Below are 19,134 nucleotides of genomic sequence, written 5' to 3' on the forward strand. Positions count from 1 at the left end.
CTGCCTACAGCTCAATAGCGCGCAGGGCCACCTCCGGCTGATTGGTGGCAAGCATGTCCACGCCATTGGACCAGGCCCACTTCATGTCCTCCGGCTTATCAACGGTCCACATATACGTAGGCAAGCCCTGCGCGCCGATAATGGCCGCCTGCATCTTGGCGCGCAGCAGGGAAACCCCCAGGGCGCTCGGCCGCGACCACATGAAATCCGAGCGATTAAAATGGCGTTCCCAGTCTCGGCGCAGGTAAATGCGGTCAATATGCGGTGCCAAAATCTTCATGCGCCGGATGGCTTTGTGGGAAAAGGAAATAACGTGAATGCGCGGATCCTCATCGAGCCCGGCGGCGCGCAGTCGTTCCATGACCCGCTTTTCCAAGGCGCTACCTTGCCCGGAGGGGTGCTTGGTTTCAATATAAAGGTGGTGGGGCTTGTCCCCCAGCATGGCCAGGAGGTCATCGAGAAGCATCATGCGCTGCCCCTTGCCGATGTCGACCTCGCTCAGCTCCTGCCAGTCCATCGCCGAAACCCGCCCAGCGCGCCCCGTCGTTCGCTCCAAGGTGGGATCGTGCTGGACCACCACCTTGCCATCGCGGCTTAACCGCACATCGCACTCCACGCCATGGATGGGAAGCTCCATGGCCTTTTCAAAAGCTAAGGGGGATAGCTCCGGATATTTTCCGGAATATCCCCTATGCGCGACGATGTGCACTAGCCGAAGAACTTCTCTTTGATGTCATTGAGCGTCTTTGCAGAAGCGTCGAAGCGTTCCTTTTCGTGCTCGTTGAGCTGCAGCTCTACCGGCCGAACGATGCCGGTGCGGTTCACGATGGCCGCGGTACCGATGTAGAGGTCTTCCACGCCGTACTCGCCCTGCAGGTAGGCCGAGACGGGAAGCGCCACGTCCTGGTTTTGGATGATCGCGGCGGTAATGCGCGCCAGCCCCATGCCGATGCCGTAGGAGGTCGACCCCTTTGCATCGATAATGGAGTAGGCGGCGTCGCGGGTTTCTTCAAAGATCTTTTCAATGCGCTCGGCGTATTCCGGATCCTTTTCCAGCTTCTGCGAAAGCGGGACACCGGCGATATTCGCGGTGGAGACGGCGGGCAGCTCAGAATCGCCGTGCTCACCAATGATGTAGGCGTGCACGGACTTCGGGGCCACGCCCTCCAATTCACCCAGCATGTAGCGGAAGCGCGCGGAGTCCAGAATCGTACCGGAGCCGATGACCCGCTTGTGGTCAAAGCCGGAGGCCTTCCATACTGCATACGTCAGGATATCGACCGGGTTGGTGGCGACCAAGAAAATGCCGTCGAAGTCATTAGCAATGACATCTCCGACGATGCTGTTCATGATTTTGACGTTCTTATCCACCAAGTCAAGGCGGGTTTCGCCGGGCTTTTGGGCGGCGCCGGCGCAGATGACGACCATGTCAGCGTCCGCACAATCTTCGTAGGTGCCCTTGGTGACGCGGGTACGCTGTGGCGACCAGACCACACCGTGGTTGAGGTCCATGACATTGCCTTCCAGCTTCCGCTCATCGATGTCGATGATGGCCAGGTGGTCGACGATGCTCTGGTTGACAAGTGCGTAGGCGTAAGCGACTCCCACGTCACCCGCGCCAATGAGAACGACTTTATTTCCTACATGATTTGCCATGACCCCATTGTGCAACGCCGGGCGGGGTTTTGCATGCGGAATGTTTCACACTGCGCAACGAGGCATGTTCTGGGATAATGGGCAACCATGAAACGCGCCTTCAGCCGCGCTGCACTAATTTCTCTTGGCGTAGTCGCGGATCTCACGCCCGTCGTCCGCATGACCAGCCGGCAGACGTTGCCGCCCCATATGTCGGCCGGAATCTTAGGCGCAGAGCTGGCCACGTGGGCCGCGGTATCGCCGTCCTTGCTGCCCCGCCCGTGGTGGGTGACGGCAGCGAATGTATCTATCGGCCAGGCCATCGGGCACCTCGGGGCGGCCACGACGAGTTTCGTGCTCAACCGGCTGGGCAAGCGCCCCCAAGACCGCTTGGGCCCGCAGCACCGCCAGATTTTGCACTTAGCGATTGGCGCCGGCACCGCCTTCAACGCGGCGCTCTCACTGCGCAACCAGGAAAAGCAGGCGGGTTTGGTCAATAAGCAATTGGTTCGCGGTCCGGCTACCGCGGCCATCGGCCTAGCCGCCGGCACCGCCGGATACGGCGCGCTGCTCTTGGTGGGCGAGGCCGCACAACTGACCGTGACCAAACTATCGCGCCAATTGGGCCGCTGGGTTCCAGCACTCGTGGCCTGGCCGGTCGTTACCGCAGGCCTAACGGTGGCCGCGGTGGGGCTATCGGACCGCGTGGTATTCCGGCGCTGGATCCGTTCGCTCTCCCACAAGGCCCAGCGCCTGAATAAACAAATCTTTCCCGGCACGTCGATGCCCTGGGAGCCGGAGCGCTCCGGCAGCCCGTGGTCACTTGAACCTTGGTCCGCGCTGGGGCAACAGGGGCGGCGGTTTGTCTCCAACGGCCCGCGCGCCCGCGATATTCGCAGCATCACCGGCGCTCCCGCCAAAGAACCCATCCGCATTTATGCCGGCTATATCCCAGGACGTTCTTTTGCCCAGGCGGCGAAGAAGGTGCGCTCAGAATTGCAGCGCACCGGTGCGCTGCGCCGGGATACCATCGTCATTCAGATGCCCGCGGGATCCGGGTGGATCAATAACTGGGGCGCGAGCTCCTATGAGTTTTTGACCGCCGGTGATTGCGTCACCGTCACCATGCAGTATTCCTACCTGCCCTCGGTTTTTGCCTACCTCGTGGATAAAAACGCGCCCAAGCGCGCCGCCGCGGAGCTCATTTCCGTGGTCCAAGAAGAAATTGACAAGCTCCCGGAAGAAGACCGCCCGCGGCTCTACCTTGCGGGGGAATCCCTGGGTGCCTACGCCATTATGGATAACTTCCAGAACAAGGAAGAACTCCTGGCCGCCTGCAGCGGCGCGGTCTTTTCTGGCCCACCGCGGATGACGCACTTTACCCAGCGCCTGCGCCGCGATATCGGCTCGCTCGAGCGGCTCCCCGTCATCGATGACGGGCAACACGTCCGCTTTGTTGCCCAACCGGAACACTCGCGCCACGATGCCTTTGGCAACGATTTTCCTTCCAGCTGGCGCCGACCTCGCGTGCTCATCGCCCAGCATGCCTCCGATGCCATCGTGTGGTGGGACCTGAACCTGATGTTCCGGCGTCCCACCTGGATGCACGAACCCCAACCGGAGACACTCCGGGCGGATACGCTCCGCCACCTGCGCTGGGCGCCGTTTATTACTTGGTGGCAGATTGGCCTGGACCAGATCAACTCCCTGAACGTCCCAGGTGGCCACGGGCATAACTACTTTCAGGAAATGCTCTGGTACTGGGACGAGGTCCTAGGCTCCCAATCGCGCCTGAACCTCACTTCAAAGTTAGCCGGCAAAATCGCCGGATTTATCCGGCTCGACGCCTAATCGCACTTCACACCGGTGCTGTGGTGCGGGCAGTATCCGTTCGGCACCTTGTGCAGGTACTGCTGGTGCTCGTCTTCGGCCAAGTAGTACTCGCCAGAGTCCGTATCAGCTAAGCGCTTTACTTCCGTCGTGGTTTCCCCAAAACCAAATTCTTTGAGCTTATCCGCGTAGCTATCCACGATTGCTTGGATCTCTTCCCGCTCTTCTTCGGTGCGGGGATAAAACGCGGAGCGGTACTGCGTGCCCACGTCATTTCCTTGGCGGAAGCCCTGCGTCGGATCGTGGGCTTCCAGTGCCTTCACCACGAGCTCGCGCAAGGAGATCTTCTCCGGGTTATAGGTGACCTCGACGGTTTCTGCATGGTTGGTTTGCCCGCGGCAGACCTCATAATACGTGGGATTCGGAGTCGTGCCACCGGCGTAGCCAACCGAGGTGGACTCGACGCCATCGGTCTCCCAAAACATCTTCTCCGCGCCCCAGAAACAGCCCAGGGCAATCAAGATCGATTTCTGGCCGTCCTTCCACGGACCGGTAATTGGGGTATTTAGCACCGCGTGCGGGGCTGGGTCCAAGACCGGCTCGCTGCGGCCCGGCAAGGCATCTTCCGCAGCCACCATCTTCGGCTCTGGTTTAAACATCCACATCAGGTAAAGCTCCTTTCTCCATTTCCCTTAATAACGTTGTACTGGGAAAATAGATTCCCGGGCCACTAAATATTCGCTGTAATTGCAGATTTCAAATTAATCATGGCGAAATCTTTCGATCGTGCCTATCATCGGGACACGTACCCGAAGAAAGGATTACACAAATGGCTGTTTACGAACTTCCTGACCTCCCATACGCATACGACGCACTGGAGCCACACATCTCCGCAGAGATTATGGAGCTCCACCACGACAAGCACCACGCAACCTACGTGAAGGGTGCTAACGCTGCCCTCGAGGCACTGGAAGAAGAGCGCAACGGCGAGGCTAACCCAGACCGTATCCGCGCCCTGTCCAAGAACTTGGCATTCAACCTGGGTGGCCACACCAACCACTCCATCTTCTGGAAGAACCTGTCCCCGAACGGTGGCGGCCAGCCCACCGGCGAGCTGGCAGAGGCTATCGACCGCGACTTCGGTTCCTTCGAGAAGTTCCAGGCACACTTCGCTGGTGCCGCTACCTCCCTGCAGGGTTCTGGCTGGGCAGTGCTGGGTTACGACCACATCGCTGACCGCCTGATCATCGAGCAGCTCACCGACCAGCAGGGCAACGTCTCCGTTGACTTCACCCCGCTGCTCATGCTCGATATGTGGGAGCACGCTTACTACCTGCAGTACAAGAACGTGAAGGGCGACTACGTCAAGGCCGCTTGGAACGTCTTCAACTGGGACGACGTTGCAGAGCGTTTCGCTGCAGCTAAGAAGTAACTTCTAACTTAGTTACTTTCCGCCGCCTTTCCTTACTGGAAGGGCGGCATTTTTATGCTTGCACTAACCCCATCAAGGGTGTGGCGCAATTTACACCGCCGCCCGTGAAGAGAATGCTGGTATGCATGACCAGAAACCGGCGCGCCACCATCGCCATGCTCCTGTTGGGCTTGGCGGTGTTTTCTAGCCTCTATACCACCCAAGCAATTTTGCCCACGTTGGTAACGGATATGGGCATCTCGCACACGGAGGCGGCCATGACCGTTTCGGCCGCCACCGGCGCGTTAGCCATCTGTGTGGTTCCGGCGTCCATTCTTTCTGAGCGCTATGGGCGCGGGCGCATCCTCCTCATTTCCGCCATCGCCGCCACTATCTTGGGCCTCATGGTGCCCCTGGCCCAAGAGGGCTGGCAGCTCATTGCCCTGCGCGGGCTGCAGGGCGCGATGTTGTCTGGAGCACCGGCGACGGCGATGGCCTGGTTATCGGAAGAGCTCGAGGATCACGCTTTGCCTAAGGCGATGGGCCTTTATATCGCCGGCAATTCCGTGGGCGGGCTCACCGGCCGCATCATTCCCGCGGGACTCGTGGAGTTTTCCTCGTGGCGCTGGGCTCTGCTCGGCTCCGCCGTGGTCTCCCTAGCCTTTGCCATTACCTGCTGGCTCCTCCTGCCCGCCCAGCGAAATTTTCACCCCAAGCCAATTCACTTCCGCTCCGAGCTGAGCGCGGTCTTTGGGCACTGGGCAAATAAGGATCTCGCCACGCTATTTATCGTTGCCTTTTTATCCATGGGCACGTTCGTGTCCATGTATAACTTCCTCACCTTCCGCCTAACCGGGGATTTTGGCCTGTCCCCGGCGCTAGCTGGTTTTGCCTTCCTGTTTTATCTCTCTGGCACGTGGTCCTCGGCCCGGGCGGGCACGCTGGTCGCCCGCATTGGGCACGGTAAAACCATGGTCGGTTCTGCCGCGCTCTTTACCGTGGGCATTATCCTCTGCGCCGGCAACCTGGCCATGACGCTTATCGGCATGGTGTGCCTGACCGTCGGTTTCTTCGCGGTCCACTCCACCGCGTCTGGCTGGGTGGGGCAATTGGCCACCCACGACCGCGCCGAGGCGTCCTCGATGTACGTTTTCTGCTATTACCTGGGCTCTTCCATCGTGGGCGCCTTAGCAGGCGTGCTTTTCGATGCCCTCACCTGGCACCAATTCATCGCCTGCTTCACCGCCTTTGCGCTCGCTCTCACGGCATTGACTTGGACCAAGGTTAAATCCGACTAAACTCGGTTTTATGCCTCAAGATAAGTGGTCGAGCCGCACCTGGCACCGCAAAGCCTCACGCCCCGTGTCCATCTGGATGATGGTCTTCATCGTGGTGGGCGCAGCGCACATATTTGTGCCCAACTATCGCTGGGTACTAATCCACCTCTTCACGTTGGGCCTAGTCACCAACAGCATCTTGGTGTGGTCGCAGCACCTGACTGAAAAATTCGTGCAACAAAAATTGCCGGATTCCGCCCGCCCCAAGCAGCTCGCGCGCATCTATATCCTCAATATCGGCATCATCATCGCCGTGGCGGGCCAAATCCTCGTGCAGTTCTGGGATCATCACTGGATACTGACCCAGATCGGTGCCATGCTTATCGCGCTCACCGTTTTATGGCACGCGGTGTCCTTGTTTACCCAGTGGCGAACAGCTAAGGATAAGCGCTTCCGCCCAGTTGTCGGCGCCTATGTGCTGTCCGCGCTGTGCCTGCCGGTAGGTGCGGTCTTCGGCGCAATCCTGTCCATTCACCCGGGCGATCCGCAGTTGCTCTTAGCCCATATCGCCGCCAATATCGGCGGTTTCATCGGCCTTGCCGCGGCAGGTTCTTTGACCATCCTCTTTCCCACCATCTGGCGCACGCAGGGCACCAATGAACGCATGTCCTCCTCGTTCCTACTGCTTACCCTGGGCGTGGTGGCAACGACCATTGGCGCATTTTTGAACTTCCCGCAGCTCGGGCTGATTATCTATTGCATCGGCTGGATCCTAAGCCTGCAGCAGTGGCTTGGCAATGTCATCGACGTCGCCCGCGCACCGCGCGATCGCGTTAACTTTGCCTCCGTTTCGGTGCTGATGGCCGCACTCTGGCTGGTGCTATCCCTGGCGTACTACACCACGCAGCACTTCCTCGTTGCGGAACCAGGGCTTCCCACGCTCGGCCTCGTCGTGGGCTTTGCGGCGCAGCTGCTCATCGGAGTCATGAGCTATCTTCTTCCCACCACCATGGGCGGTGGCCCCGGCGCGGTCCGCGCGGGACTGCAAGAGCTGGATCGGTGGGGCCTGTTGCGCGCCACATTCGTCAATGGCGGCCTGCTTATCTGGATAGGCACGGATATCTCCGTGCTCAAGGTAGTGGCCTCGCTGCTATGCATTGGCTCTTTGGCGGTCTACCCCATATTCATCGCCCGCGCGGTCAAGGCCCAAAAGCAGGTGCTAATGAAAAAGGCGGAAGGTCCCGAGCCAAAGACCATCGCGGACTGGAACCAAATCTATATCGGCCTTGGCATCCTGCTGTTCATATACATTTTTATTGCCGCGCTCTAGAGCTCCGGGATTCCTGGCGCGCCGTCGCTCATCCACTCGCGCACTATCCGTGTGGCGTGGACATCCCCGGCGTTATAGTCCAAGAGGCGCTGCCGGACGCTCATATCGCCCGCTAGGGCCTCCCGGCGAGCGTTCACGGATTCCTCGCCATCAAAGTCCTCGTCCGGCCACCGGAATCCCGCCACTGGGGCCACCACTTTGAGCCCCAGCCCAAAGGGCCCCGCGAAGGATCTCTTCACGTAGGCAAACATATCCACCCACTCTGGGGAAGAGATAAAGTCTTCTACTTCCCGTTCATCCACCTCCCGGAAGCGCTGCGCGGAGCGGCGCATCCAGTGATTCTCACCGTGGGCGGAATAGCAATAAGCGGCAAAGGTCTTGCCCTCTGCATGCGCCGTATCGCGCAGCCGCATCAACCACCGCCAAAATTCGGCGAAGTTCTCCGCCTCAGCGCGCCCGCCCAGCGGCTCCCACGTCACGAAGGGGTGGTACTCGCCTTCGAACCACGCACCCCACAGGTAGGCACCCTGGTCCATGTAGGCTTCCATGTCCACATCCACCTCGACATCCGCCCGCGGCACCGAAGTATCCCCGCGGCGCAACAGCGTCTGCCCAGAGCGCCACGCGGCCGCGAGACGGGAGGGCTCGCCCACATTGGCATCGATAAGCGCCTGCACCGTGGTAATCCCGCGCTCGCGGAAGGGGCGGGCGCGATCGCCCGGTAAGAAAAGGGAAATATCGTCCGCCGCCACCAGTTCTTGCTCGCACAGGGGCCAGAACCTGCAACTCGCGCATTCTTTGACCCGCACCGGTGCGGTGGGAAGCGGCTTATCCCAGGCGCGCTGCACGTCAAACTTCGCCGTCTCCGTGAAAAAGGCCTGCTGGCGGTCCTGACCAATGGCACCGCCCCGCCCGGAGTTCAGGCCCATGTCCTCTAAGGCCTCGGCGGCGAGCGCCAAACGATAGCCATCGACGGCATGGTGGCGGGCCTTGTACGGAACCTCCATGGGCTCGCTCAACCCAAGGCGGTGGGTGGGCACGGCAAGCGTGGTTTTCTTTGGGTGCTTGCGCGCGACTCGGTGGTTGCTCACAATAATGGGGGTATAGGAGCCCGCCTCCCGCAGCAGCAATTCCACGTGCACTTTCCACTTTTCGGTGGCAAAGACCGCATTAGTGATGTGGGTATAGCCGGAGGCCAGGGCCTCCAGCGTTGCCATGGCGCGTTCCCAATCATCGCCTTCTAGATCGATGCGCCGGAAACGGCCAGGGGCTTTGCGCGGGAATAATTCCATCACCGCGTCTACGGCGGCGCTGTGGCGCTCGGCGCGAGCGATCGAGGATCGGGTGCGCGGAATCTCCGGGTGCGCGCGCCGCTGCACCAAGCGATAGCGGCACCCAACGAGATCCGAAGCTACAACGACATCCTCCACACCGGGTGAGCTTAATAGAACAGCAAGGTAATGTTGAATCCAGACTCGATCAAACGTAAGGGAAAATTATGAGTATCCTCAAGAAATTGAAAAAGGCTCGCCAAGAAGCGCGCGCGCAGGCCAAGGCGGCGAAGGCGCGCGCCAAGGCTGAAGTAAAGGCCCAGTCGAAGGATCGCCGCCGTCAACAAAAGCTCCTTGCCAAGCAAGAAAAGCACCTCGTCAAGGCCGAAGAAAAGGGCCTTAAAAAGCGCCGTAAACACGAACAGAAAATGGCGGAAAAAGAACTGGAAAAGTTGCGCGAGGGCCACTTTAATGCCGGCAAGGTCAAGCGCTATGCCGGCGCACTGCGCACCGCCGCCCCGCTTTTGCTTCCCCTCGTTTATCGCGCATTCGTGGGCCTTAAGTCCGAAAAAGAAAAGCGCAAGGCTCACAAGGCGGGCGTAAGTTCGGCAGAAATGGCCTCCTTTTCGGGTTACGGCGCGCCGCTCAAGGCCCGCACCGCCGGCATCCGTAATTCCCTCAAGGACGTAGATCTGCCCGCCGGCTTCAAGCGGGACGTGCGCGAGCGCCTCGAAGAGGTTGATGCCGCGATCGATAACGCCGAATTCATGACGGAGCAGCAGCGCCGCCGCGCGCATAAGACCATTAGCGGAGAGATCGATTCCGTTACTGCGGAGATTCAGCAGCGCCTGGGCGATTAGTTTCTCCTCCGCCTCCCATCGCCGTTCACCTTTTTGGTGGCGGCGATATTTTTATACGTAAGCGCCAATAAGTAAATTTTTATTGTCTATTAATTTCTACACTGGTAGAATTGAATTAAAGTTAATTCAGATTCCAAATTCCAGTATTAGTCCAACATATCTACGCAATAAACCATGGAGGCACTATGGCACGCCGCGAAATCACGCAATTTTATGATGACCTTGATAATAAACTCATTGGTGAGGATGAATTAGAAGTAGTCCGCTTCAGCGTCAACGGGCGCAGCTACATCATGGATCTATCCCGCGACAATGCTCGCCGCTTCCATGAGGCAATCGCTCCCTTTGTCGAGGCCGCACATGCCGCCCCCGATGCCGAGTCCCCACAGGTCGATCCCCGCAAGGTCCGCGAGTGGGCGAAAAAGCAGGGCCATGACGTAGCGCGCCGCGGCAAAATCCCCCAGGATATTATCGACGCCTACAACTCCGCCCACTAGACGCTTAGAGCACGCCCTGTTCCCTGGCGGCCGCCACCGCAGAGGTACGCGAGCGCACACCCAATTTGTCATAAATGTGCACCAGGTGGGATTTCACCGTGGCCTCAGAAAGCATGAGGTCTTGGCCGATCTGCCGATTCGAGGCCCCCGCCGCCACCAGTTGCAAAACCTCTAGCTCGCGCGGGGTCAATGAGGTGCGGGGCGTGCGGACTCGGGTCATGAGGCGGTCTGCCACGATGGGCGAAAGTGCCGAGTCCCCCTCCGCCGTCGAATGGACGGCATCCAAAAGCTCCTGCGGTGGGGCGTCTTTTAGGAGGTAGCCCACCGCGCCTGCCTCGATGGCGCCGAGGATATCCGCATCGGTGTCATAATTGGTGATGACCAGCACCTTGGGCGGCGTGCTCATGGTGGAGCGAATCTGCGCGGTAGCTTCGACGCCACCCATAACGCGCGTTCCTTCCAGGCCCGCCCCGAAGCGCAGGTCCATGAGGATGACATCGATACCGCCTGCTTGTGCCGCAGACACCGCTGCCTCCGCCGTCGCTACCTCGCCCACTACGTCGATATCTTCTGCACCTTCGAGCACCGAACGCAGCCCCAGCCGCACAATCTCGTGGTCATCTGCCAAAAGGACCCGAATCACGACATCCCTCCTATCGATGTTTTTCTCATCCAAAAGTTTAATCTACCGCCTTATCAAAGGGCATACTAACTGACACAGCCGTGCCCTCCCCCGGCGCGGATTCTATGACCACCTCGCCGCCCAGCTCCTGCGCGCGGCGCCGCATAGCAGATAGGCCAATATGCCCCAAGCCCGCCGGCGCGCTTTCCACCGTCGCGGGCTCAAAACCCTGCCCATTATCCACCACATCCACGCGCACCTCGTCGGTCTCATAGGTGACGGTGATCCGGGCGCGGCTAGCATGGGCATGCTTGACGATGTTCCCCACCGCCCCCTGTGCAATCCGCAATAGCGCCGCCTCCATTTTCATCGGCAGCTGTTGCTCAGCCCCCTCGCTTTCGACCTCCACCTGGAACCCCGCCGTAACGGCGAAGTTTTCCGCCATGCGCGTCAGCGCCGCCTCAAGGGATGTCTCCGTTAGAGTGGGCGGCTGCAGCGCCGCAATCATGGCACGGGCCTCATGCAGGTTATCCGCGGCGGCCCGCCGCGCTAGCTCAATGCGCCGGCGGGCGGCAGCAATGTCTTCCTTATCAAGATCCCGGTCGGCGGAGTGCAGGAGCATCTGAATCGATGACAACCCCTGGGCCAAGGTGTCATGAATCTCGTGGGCGATGCGCTGGCGCTCTGCCACCATGCCGGCGTCCCGCTCCGTGGCCGCCAACTGCGTACGGGTTTCTACTAGCTCCCGGTTCATGCGCGAAAGGGTGCGAAACGCATACGTAATCGCCACGGTTACCAGTGCCGAGACCGCCGGACCCATCACCCCGCCAAAGGTCAGGCCTCCCGGTATCTGCACCACGATGGTGAGCACGGTAGCGCCAATCACGCATAGGATACCCGCAGTCATATCCAGCACGGTCAGGTACAAAAAGTACATGACGAATACCAGGTAGATGGCAGCGGGAGCCACGAATAGATCCGCGCCCCATAACACCGTGAGGATGCATATCCACAGGTAGCGCATAGGCCGCGGCCACTGCTCCGCATAGATCGATCCCGCAAAGTAGACGGCCGCGAACCCCACCAATAGCAATAGGTTGATAAGGGACTGGGACAGCGGCATTTTCACCGACGTAAAAATACCCACCACCAGCAGGACCGCCGTTAAGAAGTGGATACCGGTGCGTAGCGCATCGGTATCCCGATCTAGTGTGGAGCTCATGCGCAAAAGCCTACTTGTCCTTCTCACACTGACCGGAATAGGGATCGCGGGATGCCAGACCGAACAAGCAGACCAAGCCGAACCGGGAGACGAGGTGGCATCGGAAAGCGCCGCCATCAACGTGGAACAGACCGCAGAGGTCAACGAATGGAGCGATTGTCCTTATATCGACCCCGGCTGGTTAGAAAATACCAATGGTGAGCGCCTTACCAAGCAGGGCATCGACACGCGCTTTCCCACCCCCGCGTGCGTCTTCTGGTCCTATCAGGACCACCCGCAAGCTACCGTCATCGTGCGCGATATGCCCACCGTAGAAGACGCCCGCGCCGCGGTGGATTGGGCAGCGCCAATCGATGCCACCGAGCCCGCCTCCTTTGCAGGCTGGGAAGGCGGACGGGGCATCATCAATGAGCAGGCCGTCTATGCTGTGCAAAAGGACACCCACGCGGTGCTGGTGTGGAGCAATCAGCAACAGACCTTCAAGTCCGAGCAGATTGCCCAGGAAGCCATTGCCAATTTAGGGCTTTAAACCGCGACGTCGTTATAGGGCATCATCGGCGACACCCAGGGGAATACGACCTCCATGAGGAGGAAGAACACTCCCACCACAATGGCGATGGCGAGTAGCGCCTTCACTGGCTTCGGCCCTGGCAATAGATTCCACAAAGCGCGATACATTACTTAGCTTCCTTTCCAACTTCCATCGCGTGCACGATCATGCGCTCGGCGTTGGAAAATTGTGGGTGACAGGTGGTCAGAGTCAGCATTCCCTGCGTGGGATCCGCTTCAGTTCCCGGCACGGGGTCGATCACTGAGACATCGCCAGGCGTGGTGATGTGCCTGCCGGCAACATGGCTATATTCATCAGGTACCTCATCGAAGCAATCCGCATGCTCGCCATCGATGGGCAGCACCTTGTAGGTAATCTCTTCCGTTTGGGTTTCGATGATGATGTCATCGCAGGTGTGCAAAGAACCCAAATCATTAAATGGGGCACCCTTGCCCACGCGGTGCCCAGCCACCGCAAAATTTCCCGTCTCACCTGGCATTTGTGTGTCCTCATAGTGGCCCGGGCCGCGTAAAAGATCATCGTCGTCCGTGCCTTGGATGATGGCAAAGTGATAATCCGAGCCAAAGGCCGGGATGTACATCTGTGCGAAGGCATCTCCCAAATCTGGGTTCATTTTCTCCCGGGGATTGCGCCACTGCTCTTCTAATTTTGCATTAGCTTCATCTTGTAAGCGCCCTGATTCCACATTCGTCCAATAGGCTTCATAGAATGCAAATAGAACTAAAACCAAACCAATGGTTAGCATGAGTTCGCCCAGAACTTTTGTCATGTTCTAAACCATACTTCCTCACCGAAAGGAAAACCATGTTCGAGTTCTTCATGTACCCGGTTTCCGGAATCATGAAATTCTGGCATTGGCTGATCAGCGGCTTCGTTGATGAATCCGCTGCGTGGCTTGTCTCCATTTTCCTTTTGGTGCTCACCGTGAGGGGCATCGTCATCCCCCTCAACTGGATGTCGCTGCGCTCCGCACGCATCGGCGTTCTCATGCGGCCGGAGAATAACGATATCTCCAAGGAAATGAACCAGGCCAGCACCAAAGAGGAAATGGCTGCGCTCATTAAAAATCAGCAGGACCTCATGAAGAGCTATAACTACAAACCTGCTGCTGGCTGCATCCCACCGCTCATCATGATTCCGGTTTTCATTGGTTTGTACCAAGTGATCCTTCGGATGTCGAAGATCGATCAGGATTCAAAGACCGTCGGCATGCTCAATGCTGACGACGTCGCCGCCTTTCGTGAAACCACTTTCTACGGCGCCCCGATCACTGATTTCGCCCGCGAACACGGCGATCTCCTCAATCCCGTCCTTATTGCGGCCATCGTCTTTACCATGGCGAATTCCATCATCGCCCTCATCCGCAGCTTCCGCACCACGCAGTTCGATCTCAAACTGAACCGCCGCATATTCATTTTCATGGGCATCTTGCTCATCATCGTGCCCTTCTTCCTCTGGCACCTGGCTCATAATGGCCCCATTCCCGTCGCAATCATTATTTATTGGGGCTGTGCATATTGGATCACCCTCATTCAGACGATCATCTTCGAAATCATGCTGCGCGAGTTCTACCCGCTTACAGATGAAGTGAATGCGATGCGTCGCGAGAGCCTGCAAAATTGGCGGAATAAAGAAAAACAACCCGCTCTTTCCAAGGAGGAGAAAAAGCGGGTCAACCGGCTGCGCATTGAGGCGCGCAAGTACCTTAAATCGAATAATCAGCAGGAGGAGCCGAAAGCATCTGAGTAGCCAGCTCGCGGGCCGTATATAGGGGCCCGGCTTCCTTGGTCAGGCGGGCTCCGGCAAGACCGCCATCGAGGAAAATTAAGAGCTGGCTTGCTTGGGAGGCCGAAGGATAGCCGTTGCGCTCCGTCAACAGAGCCGTCAGGGTGGAATGCACCCAATTGCGATGCTGCATGCAAGCCGCGACGATGCCACGCTCCGAATCCGTTTCAGGCCGTGGGTACTCGCCCGCTGCATTCAAGAAGTGCGAACCGCGGAATCCTTCTTCCGGCTCTTCCTCAATGACCTTGTCAAAAAAGGCCAAAATCTTCTGGTCCGGATCCTGCATGGCAGCCGTCCGCTGCTCCCAGTCTTGGCGGAACTGCTCGTCCAAAGATTCTACGTAGGTAATGACCAAGGCATCCTTGGAGCCAAACAAAGAATATAGGGATGCCTTGGCCACATCCGCTTCGCGCAAGATTCGGTCAATACCGATGACGCGAATGCCCTCAGTTTTAAAGAGCTTTGTTGCAGATTCCAGCAATCGACTCCGCGGGCTGGGGCGATTGCGGCGCGACTTCTTCTCTGCCATGGATTCCTCTCTACAACGACAAAACCGGTTCATCTACACTTTATAGACAAACCGGTATGTACGCTAATTATATGCGGACTATTGCTTCACTTTGTCCACAATCCACAGCAAAAGGCAAGCGCCCGCGGTGGCCGCAACGATGGAGAAGATCCAACCACCGCTAGCCTCAATATTCAGTAGCTGGATGATGATGCCACCGATGAGGCCGCCGACAACACCCACCACTAGGTTGGTGAATAGCCCGTGGTCACGCTTCATAATCTTCTCTGCCAGCCAACCGGCAATGATACCAACAATGATTGAAGTAAATAGACCCAAACCTAGTCCCATGATTTCCTCCTAATATAAACCTATCGAATACCACCCAGTTTAAACCCCTGTGACTCAAGTGGCGATAACAAATGCGATACATTTGTATAGCAAAGTGGCTTTAAAACACCAGAAGCGCTCCACCCCGACCTAAAAGCCGGGAGAAGAGCGCTGGGAAGTCAGGCTAGTGAAAAATTTAGCCTTCGTCGTCTGGACGTACCACCATCATCGGGCACGGTGCAGACTGCAGCAATGCGCGGGAGGTAGAGCCAAGGACCATACCCTTGAACCCACCGCGGCCGTGGGAACCAACGACGAGAAGCTGCGCGCCCTCGGCAGCCTCCGTCAGCGCGCGGACGGGGCGGTCACGGGTGATCTGCTTCTTCACCTCAACATCTGGGAACTCTTCGTGCGGTTCCTTCAGGTTTTCTTCCAGTACCTCGGTCTGCTCCTTTTCAATTTCTGCCCACTCAGATTGAGCTGCAGAAAGGCCAGCGAGGGATGCCTGGATTTGCATATCCATCCAGGTGTGCACGGCAACGAGGGCCGCGCCGCGAGCCTGGGCCTCGCGGAAAGCATAGGAGGTGGCCTTCTGAGAGACCTCGGAACCGTCCACACCAACGACAACTGGGCCGTACTTGGTGGAATCGGTGACATTATTATCTTCACGAACCACCACTACCGGGCAAGCGGCGTGGGAAACAACCGCGGCGGAAACAGAGCCCATGACCATGCCGGACAGGCCACCCATGCCGCGCGAACCCATCACGACCATGGTGACGTCATGAGACATCTCCAAGAGCATGTCGATGGGGGAGCCCTCTGCGATGGTGTGCCCAATCTTGAGCTCTGGGGCGACCTCGTGAGCGATTGCACGAGCTTCCTCGATCTTTTCTAGGGTCTCATCCTGCAAGTCATCGTAGAGATCCTTCGGCGGGACCATACCTTCTGCATACAGGAACTGCGGTATGGTGTAGCTCGATGCGATGCGCAGGGGGATTTCCCTCTTCATCGCCGTATTTGCTGCCCAACGGACGGCGTTCTTTGAGGCGTCAGAGCCGTCGACGGCGACGACTACAATGTCTTCCTTAGCCATGATCTTTCCTTTCGGTGGTTATAACTTAATTATAGTACGGATTAGGCTTAATGGTTGACAGTTGCAGGATCAGAATTGGACGGAGAGAAAATTTCGAGGAGCATTCGGAATACGTCCCTCATCACCGCGCCAATTCCGTCATTGAAAAAGGCCAGCACCTGGTCCGCGAGAGAATTAATATCCATGTCAAACACACTAATACATCACAAAAAAGGATTCAGCCCTTTGCCTATTAAAAATGGGCTCAACCCTACGCGCGTACGTACGCCGGAGGAAGGTCTCAGCACCTGGGATTTTCTCAGCGAAGTCATATCCTCCCAGCGTCATCGCCACCCCAATGATGATGCACAGGCACTGTATGACCGATTCACCGCGGGCGAGGTAGTCCTGCGCGATCAAACTCCCCTAAAGCCAGGTAGCGTGCTCGGCAAAGATGTTGATGTTTTCTTCTACCGCATACCCGCCCCAGAAACACCCGTGCCCTATGACATCCCCATCATCTATGAAGATGACAACATTCTGGTAGCCGATAAGCCCCCATTCATGGCCACCATGCCGCGCGCCCGCCACATCGTCGAAACCGCCACCGTTCGCCTCCGCCGCTCCACCGGAAACAACGAATTAGTGCCGGCTCACCGCCTCGACCGGCTCACATCGGGCTTGCTTCTTTTTACCAAGCGCAAAGAGGCCCGCGGCGCCTACCAGTCCCTCTTTGCAGATAAGAAAGTCCACAAGACCTACCAGGCAGTCGCGGAATTCCGCCGCTTGCCGACGCCCCTCCAATGGTCCTCCCACCTAACTAAAACGCCCGGTGAAATCCAGGGCCGGATAGCAGATGGTGAACCAAATGCTTTCACCACACTAGAATCGGTAGAACCCATTGATAAGGCCCCTTACGAAAGGGTTTACGGTTCACTAGCTGACCTCGGCATCTACACCCTAAAACCACAGACTGGGAAGACCCATCAATTGCGGCTGCACATGTGGCAGGCGGGCATACCGATCCTCGGCGATCCCGTCTACCCCACGATTTTCCCTGAGGAAGCTGAAGACATGTCCGTACCCATGCACTTAACAGCAACGGACTTAGAATTCACGGATCCACTCAGCGGAAAGCCGCGCCATTTCATCTCAAGACTTCCATTGGTCATGCACAAATTGCTTTAAGCCTGAAGTGTCCCAGCTTTTGTTCCGTTTGAATAGAGGGGAAAATCTGGAAGGAACTGACCTCCATTTGGTGGCCACCTGATATTCACCCCAGTCGAGTTGGGAAGATGAAGTGCCCCGTGTTTTGTTCCTAGGCATGTGCCTTGATTTCTATTATGGGCCTGACCCCCGGAAAGTGGACACGTCGGGGGTTAGCTATGCTGCTTTAGTCAGTGTAGCTGAAGTCTCGGCTTCAAAGACATCAGGCGCTACAAGATTGCACCAGGAGTGCCGCCGGCGCGTGTTGTAGCGCATGCACCACCGGAAGACTTCCCGGCGGCAGGAGATCGGATTGTCAAAGACTTTCCTATCGCGCAAGACTTCCCGCTTTAAGGTGGCGTTAAACGATTCTGCTAGGGCGTTATCCGCACTCGTTCCTACCGCGCCCATAGACTGGCGCACACCCAACGACGAGCAATAGTTCCTAAAGGCTTGTGAGGTGTACACGCTGCCGTGATCGGAATGGAATATAGCCCCGTCAAGACTGCCGCGTACACCGTGCGCGTGGGCTATTGCATCGACGACCAGTGACACTCGCATGTGGTCTGCGAGCGCATAACCTGCAAGTTTGCGTGAATACGTGTCAATGACTGTGGCCAAATACATGTTCTTTCCACCCTTACAGGGCAGGTAGGTAATGTCGCCAACATAAACGCGATTCGGCTCGTTGGCTGTGAATAAGCGGGCCTAGTAAATCTGGCATGACGCGGTGGCCAGGCTTACGCCTGGTAGTGACACATCGGCGGCGCTTGGTAAAGCCTTTAAGCCCCATGGCTTTCATAATTCGTGCAACTTTCTTGTGATTGATCGGGACATACGCCGTGTCCTCGTTCAGGCTTGCAGCGATGCGTTTAGCGCCGTAAAGCCCAAGCTCATCATCAAAGATGGTTGCGATCCTTGCACCAATAACAGCATCAGAATACATCTTTAACCTGCGATTTTTACGGGTTTGGACCCACTTATAAAACGAGGACCGATTCAGCTTTAACACATGGCACATCCGCTTGACCGAGAATTCGGTTCGGTGGTCATAGACAAACTGGAAGCGGATCACCAGTGAGTTGCTTTAAGCAAAATATTTGGCGGCCTTGCGCAGGATGTCACGTTCTTCGCGCAGCTTTGCGTTTTCTTTTTCTAACTGGCGGATCCGTTCGGAATCATTCGCCGCTTGGGCTTTATCCTGCATGGCTTTTATACGCGCACGTTTGCCGGTGCCGTACTTCTTGACCCATGAATGCAGCGAGGCACGGTTGATACCGAGCTCGGCTGATGCTGAGTTCAGCGAGAGGTCCTCATTGTTCTCATAGAAGGCCACGGCATCGCGTTTGAACTGTTCGGAGTACCTGGACATGGTGGTAGATTACCTTTCTTTCCAGCCCGACTGGGCTGGATATCAGGTGTCCACCAAACAGGGGTCAGGTCCTTACTAGCTAACTAGTTGGGTGAAGAGTGTTTGTGGGTGTGATTGTAAAACCCTGCTGTTTTGTAAGAAAAAAGGGCAAGGCCACCAGTAATACCGGTGTCCTTACCCCTTTTCGGTACAAACTTTATTTTGTTGTTGTTTTGTTGTTTGGTGTCGGCGGTGACTTACTCTCCCACAACCTCCCGGTTGCAGTACCATCAGCGTGTACAGGCTTAGCTTCCGGGTTCGGAATGGGACCGGGCGTTTCCCTGTAGCTATGA

Annotated in this window: 20 protein-coding genes, 1 rRNA gene and 1 pseudogene; 9 read left to right on the forward strand and 13 right to left on the reverse strand. The window is 57.5% G+C overall.

All coding sequences use genetic code 11. From position 1 onward, the window contains the following. Positions 1–4 precede the first annotated feature (4 nt). Together MHX65_RS06295 and MHX65_RS06300 are read right to left on the reverse strand one after the other, a co-directional pair. Positions 5–709, reverse strand: a complete 705-nt coding sequence (locus tag MHX65_RS06295) for a glycerophosphodiester phosphodiesterase family protein (protein WP_239269321.1) — start codon at positions 707–709, stop codon at positions 5–7. After that, on the reverse strand, positions 709–1,656 hold the full coding sequence (locus MHX65_RS06300; protein WP_239269322.1) for an L-lactate dehydrogenase: 948 nt from the start codon (positions 1,654–1,656) through the stop codon (positions 709–711). Before MHX65_RS06300 ends, MHX65_RS06295 begins: the two co-directional genes overlap by 1 nt. Before the next feature lie 87 nt (positions 1,657–1,743). Between MHX65_RS06300 and MHX65_RS06305 the strand changes: the two genes are divergently transcribed. Beyond that, positions 1,744–3,486, forward strand: coding sequence for an alpha/beta-hydrolase family protein (locus tag MHX65_RS06305; protein ID WP_239269323.1), 1,743 nt, complete (start codon positions 1,744–1,746; stop codon positions 3,484–3,486). Here MHX65_RS06305 and msrA read toward each other — a convergent pair. Next, positions 3,483–4,130, reverse strand: coding sequence for a peptide-methionine (S)-S-oxide reductase MsrA (gene msrA / locus MHX65_RS06310; protein WP_239269324.1), 648 nt, complete (start codon positions 4,128–4,130; stop codon positions 3,483–3,485). The two genes, MHX65_RS06305 and msrA, sit on opposite strands and share 4 nt — an antisense overlap. 164 nt (positions 4,131–4,294) lie before the next feature. Between msrA and MHX65_RS06315 the strand changes: the two genes are divergently transcribed. The 3 genes from MHX65_RS06315 to MHX65_RS06325 all read left to right on the forward strand — a co-directional run bounded on the left by MHX65_RS06315 (position 4,295) and on the right by MHX65_RS06325 (position 7,483). Continuing rightward, entirely contained in the window at positions 4,295–4,897 is a 603-nt protein-coding gene (locus MHX65_RS06315) for a superoxide dismutase (RefSeq protein ID WP_005279684.1), read from the forward strand. A gap of 125 nt (positions 4,898–5,022) precedes the next feature. Next, complete coding sequence (locus MHX65_RS06320; protein WP_239269325.1) at positions 5,023–6,174, forward strand: MFS transporter; 1,152 nt, start codon at positions 5,023–5,025, stop codon at positions 6,172–6,174. 10 nt (positions 6,175–6,184) lie between these two features. Continuing rightward, positions 6,185–7,483 (forward strand): copper oxidase, encoded by a 1,299-nt coding sequence (locus tag MHX65_RS06325; protein WP_239269326.1) that lies wholly within the window; start codon positions 6,185–6,187, stop codon positions 7,481–7,483. On the opposite strand, the gene MHX65_RS06330 is transcribed toward MHX65_RS06325, so the two are convergent. Then, a complete protein-coding gene (locus MHX65_RS06330; RefSeq protein WP_239269327.1) occupies positions 7,480–8,913 on the reverse strand; it encodes a TM0106 family RecB-like putative nuclease in 1,434 nt (477 codons plus the stop codon). The genes MHX65_RS06325 and MHX65_RS06330 overlap by 4 nt on opposite strands. A gap of 68 nt (positions 8,914–8,981) precedes the next feature. On the opposite strand from MHX65_RS06330, the gene MHX65_RS06335 reads away from it, so the two are divergent. Then, positions 8,982–9,614 (forward strand): DUF6474 family protein, encoded by a 633-nt coding sequence (locus MHX65_RS06335; protein WP_239269328.1) that lies wholly within the window; start codon positions 8,982–8,984, stop codon positions 9,612–9,614. A 185-nt stretch (positions 9,615–9,799) separates the two neighbouring features. Beyond that, entirely contained in the window at positions 9,800–10,111 is a 312-nt protein-coding gene (locus tag MHX65_RS06340; protein WP_239269329.1) for a histone-like nucleoid-structuring protein Lsr2, read from the forward strand. 4 nt (positions 10,112–10,115) lie between these two features. Here MHX65_RS06340 and MHX65_RS06345 read toward each other — a convergent pair whose 3' ends face one another. Then, on the reverse strand, positions 10,116–10,754 hold the full coding sequence (locus tag MHX65_RS06345) for a response regulator (protein WP_239269330.1): 639 nt from the start codon (positions 10,752–10,754) through the stop codon (positions 10,116–10,118). A 37-nt stretch (positions 10,755–10,791) separates the two neighbouring features. Continuing rightward, the gene (locus MHX65_RS06350) at positions 10,792–11,955 is read right to left on the reverse strand and encodes a sensor histidine kinase (RefSeq protein ID WP_239269331.1); all 1,164 of its coding nucleotides are present in this window, start codon (positions 11,953–11,955) and stop codon (positions 10,792–10,794) included. Here MHX65_RS06350 and MHX65_RS06355 point away from each other — a divergent pair. Further along, on the forward strand, positions 11,954–12,484 hold the full coding sequence (locus MHX65_RS06355; RefSeq protein WP_239269332.1) for a DUF2020 domain-containing protein: 531 nt from the start codon (positions 11,954–11,956) through the stop codon (positions 12,482–12,484). The two genes, MHX65_RS06350 and MHX65_RS06355, sit on opposite strands and share 2 nt — an antisense overlap. Here MHX65_RS06355 and MHX65_RS06360 read toward each other — a convergent pair. Together MHX65_RS06360 and MHX65_RS06365 are read right to left on the reverse strand one after the other, a co-directional pair. Continuing rightward, positions 12,481–12,633, reverse strand: a complete 153-nt coding sequence (locus MHX65_RS06360) for a hypothetical protein (protein ID WP_239269333.1) — start codon at positions 12,631–12,633, stop codon at positions 12,481–12,483. The two genes, MHX65_RS06355 and MHX65_RS06360, sit on opposite strands and share 4 nt — an antisense overlap. After that, the gene (locus tag MHX65_RS06365) at positions 12,633–13,295 is read right to left on the reverse strand and encodes a class E sortase (protein WP_239269334.1); all 663 of its coding nucleotides are present in this window, start codon (positions 13,293–13,295) and stop codon (positions 12,633–12,635) included. The genes MHX65_RS06360 and MHX65_RS06365 overlap by 1 nt, the downstream gene beginning before the upstream one ends. A 35-nt stretch (positions 13,296–13,330) precedes the next feature. Here MHX65_RS06365 and yidC point away from each other — a divergent pair, with 35 nt between their 5' ends. After that, the gene (gene yidC / locus MHX65_RS06370; RefSeq protein WP_239269335.1) at positions 13,331–14,275 is read left to right on the forward strand and encodes a membrane protein insertase YidC; all 945 of its coding nucleotides are present in this window, start codon (positions 13,331–13,333) and stop codon (positions 14,273–14,275) included. Here yidC and MHX65_RS06375 read toward each other — a convergent pair. From MHX65_RS06375 to MHX65_RS06385, 3 genes are all read right to left on the reverse strand, one after another. Next, entirely contained in the window at positions 14,232–14,840 is a 609-nt protein-coding gene (locus MHX65_RS06375; RefSeq protein ID WP_239269336.1) for a TetR/AcrR family transcriptional regulator, read from the reverse strand. The two genes, yidC and MHX65_RS06375, sit on opposite strands and share 44 nt — an antisense overlap. 78 nt (positions 14,841–14,918) lie before the next feature. After that, positions 14,919–15,170 (reverse strand): GlsB/YeaQ/YmgE family stress response membrane protein, encoded by a 252-nt coding sequence (locus tag MHX65_RS06380; protein WP_239269337.1) that lies wholly within the window; start codon positions 15,168–15,170, stop codon positions 14,919–14,921. 175 nt (positions 15,171–15,345) lie between these two features. Beyond that, positions 15,346–16,245, reverse strand: a complete 900-nt coding sequence (locus tag MHX65_RS06385) for a universal stress protein (protein ID WP_239269338.1) — start codon at positions 16,243–16,245, stop codon at positions 15,346–15,348. A gap of 120 nt (positions 16,246–16,365) precedes the next feature. Here MHX65_RS06385 and MHX65_RS06390 point away from each other — a divergent pair, with 120 nt between their 5' ends. After that, a complete protein-coding gene (locus tag MHX65_RS06390) occupies positions 16,366–17,412 on the forward strand; it encodes a pseudouridine synthase (RefSeq protein WP_370657793.1) in 1,047 nt (348 codons plus the stop codon). A 195-nt stretch (positions 17,413–17,607) separates the two neighbouring features. Here the strand turns inward: MHX65_RS06390 and MHX65_RS06395 are convergent. Together MHX65_RS06395 and rrf are read right to left on the reverse strand one after the other, a co-directional pair. Next, positions 17,608–18,802: pseudogene (locus MHX65_RS06395) on the reverse strand (IS3 family transposase). 223 nt (positions 18,803–19,025) lie between these two features. Then, positions 19,026–19,134: ribosomal RNA gene (gene rrf / locus MHX65_RS06400) — 5S ribosomal RNA — on the reverse strand; the annotation flags it as partial.

Origin of the sequence: Corynebacterium sp. ACRPS (assembly GCF_022346005.1) — a bacterium.
Classification (GTDB): domain Bacteria; phylum Actinomycetota; class Actinomycetes; order Mycobacteriales; family Mycobacteriaceae; genus Corynebacterium.

Bases quoted from the DNA above. Each gene is read 5' to 3' on its own strand.
- MHX65_RS06300 (WP_239269322.1), bottom strand. From the start codon at position 1,656: ATGGCAAATCATGTAGGAAATAAAGTCGTTCTCATTGGCGCGGGTGAC.
- MHX65_RS06305 (WP_239269323.1), top strand. From the start codon at position 1,744: ATGAAACGCGCCTTCAGCCGCGCTGCACTAATTTCTCTTGGCGTAGTC.
- msrA (WP_239269324.1), bottom strand. From the start codon at position 4,130: ATGTGGATGTTTAAACCAGAGCCGAAGATGGTGGCTGCGGAAGATGCC.
- MHX65_RS06315 (WP_005279684.1), top strand. From the start codon at position 4,295: ATGGCTGTTTACGAACTTCCTGACCTCCCATACGCATACGACGCACTG.
- MHX65_RS06320 (WP_239269325.1), top strand. From the start codon at position 5,023: ATGACCAGAAACCGGCGCGCCACCATCGCCATGCTCCTGTTGGGCTTG.
- MHX65_RS06325 (WP_239269326.1), top strand. From the start codon at position 6,185: ATGCCTCAAGATAAGTGGTCGAGCCGCACCTGGCACCGCAAAGCCTCA.
- MHX65_RS06335 (WP_239269328.1), top strand. From the start codon at position 8,982: ATGAGTATCCTCAAGAAATTGAAAAAGGCTCGCCAAGAAGCGCGCGCG.
- MHX65_RS06340 (WP_239269329.1), top strand. From the start codon at position 9,800: ATGGCACGCCGCGAAATCACGCAATTTTATGATGACCTTGATAATAAA.
- MHX65_RS06355 (WP_239269332.1), top strand. From the start codon at position 11,954: ATGCGCAAAAGCCTACTTGTCCTTCTCACACTGACCGGAATAGGGATC.
- MHX65_RS06350 (WP_239269331.1), bottom strand. From the start codon at position 11,955: ATGAGCTCCACACTAGATCGGGATACCGATGCGCTACGCACCGGTATC.
- MHX65_RS06360 (WP_239269333.1), bottom strand. From the start codon at position 12,633: ATGTATCGCGCTTTGTGGAATCTATTGCCAGGGCCGAAGCCAGTGAAG.
- MHX65_RS06365 (WP_239269334.1), bottom strand. From the start codon at position 13,295: ATGACAAAAGTTCTGGGCGAACTCATGCTAACCATTGGTTTGGTTTTA.
- yidC (WP_239269335.1), top strand. From the start codon at position 13,331: ATGTTCGAGTTCTTCATGTACCCGGTTTCCGGAATCATGAAATTCTGG.
- MHX65_RS06375 (WP_239269336.1), bottom strand. From the start codon at position 14,840: ATGGCAGAGAAGAAGTCGCGCCGCAATCGCCCCAGCCCGCGGAGTCGA.
- MHX65_RS06380 (WP_239269337.1), bottom strand. From the start codon at position 15,170: ATGGGACTAGGTTTGGGTCTATTTACTTCAATCATTGTTGGTATCATT.
- MHX65_RS06385 (WP_239269338.1), bottom strand. From the start codon at position 16,245: ATGGCTAAGGAAGACATTGTAGTCGTCGCCGTCGACGGCTCTGACGCC.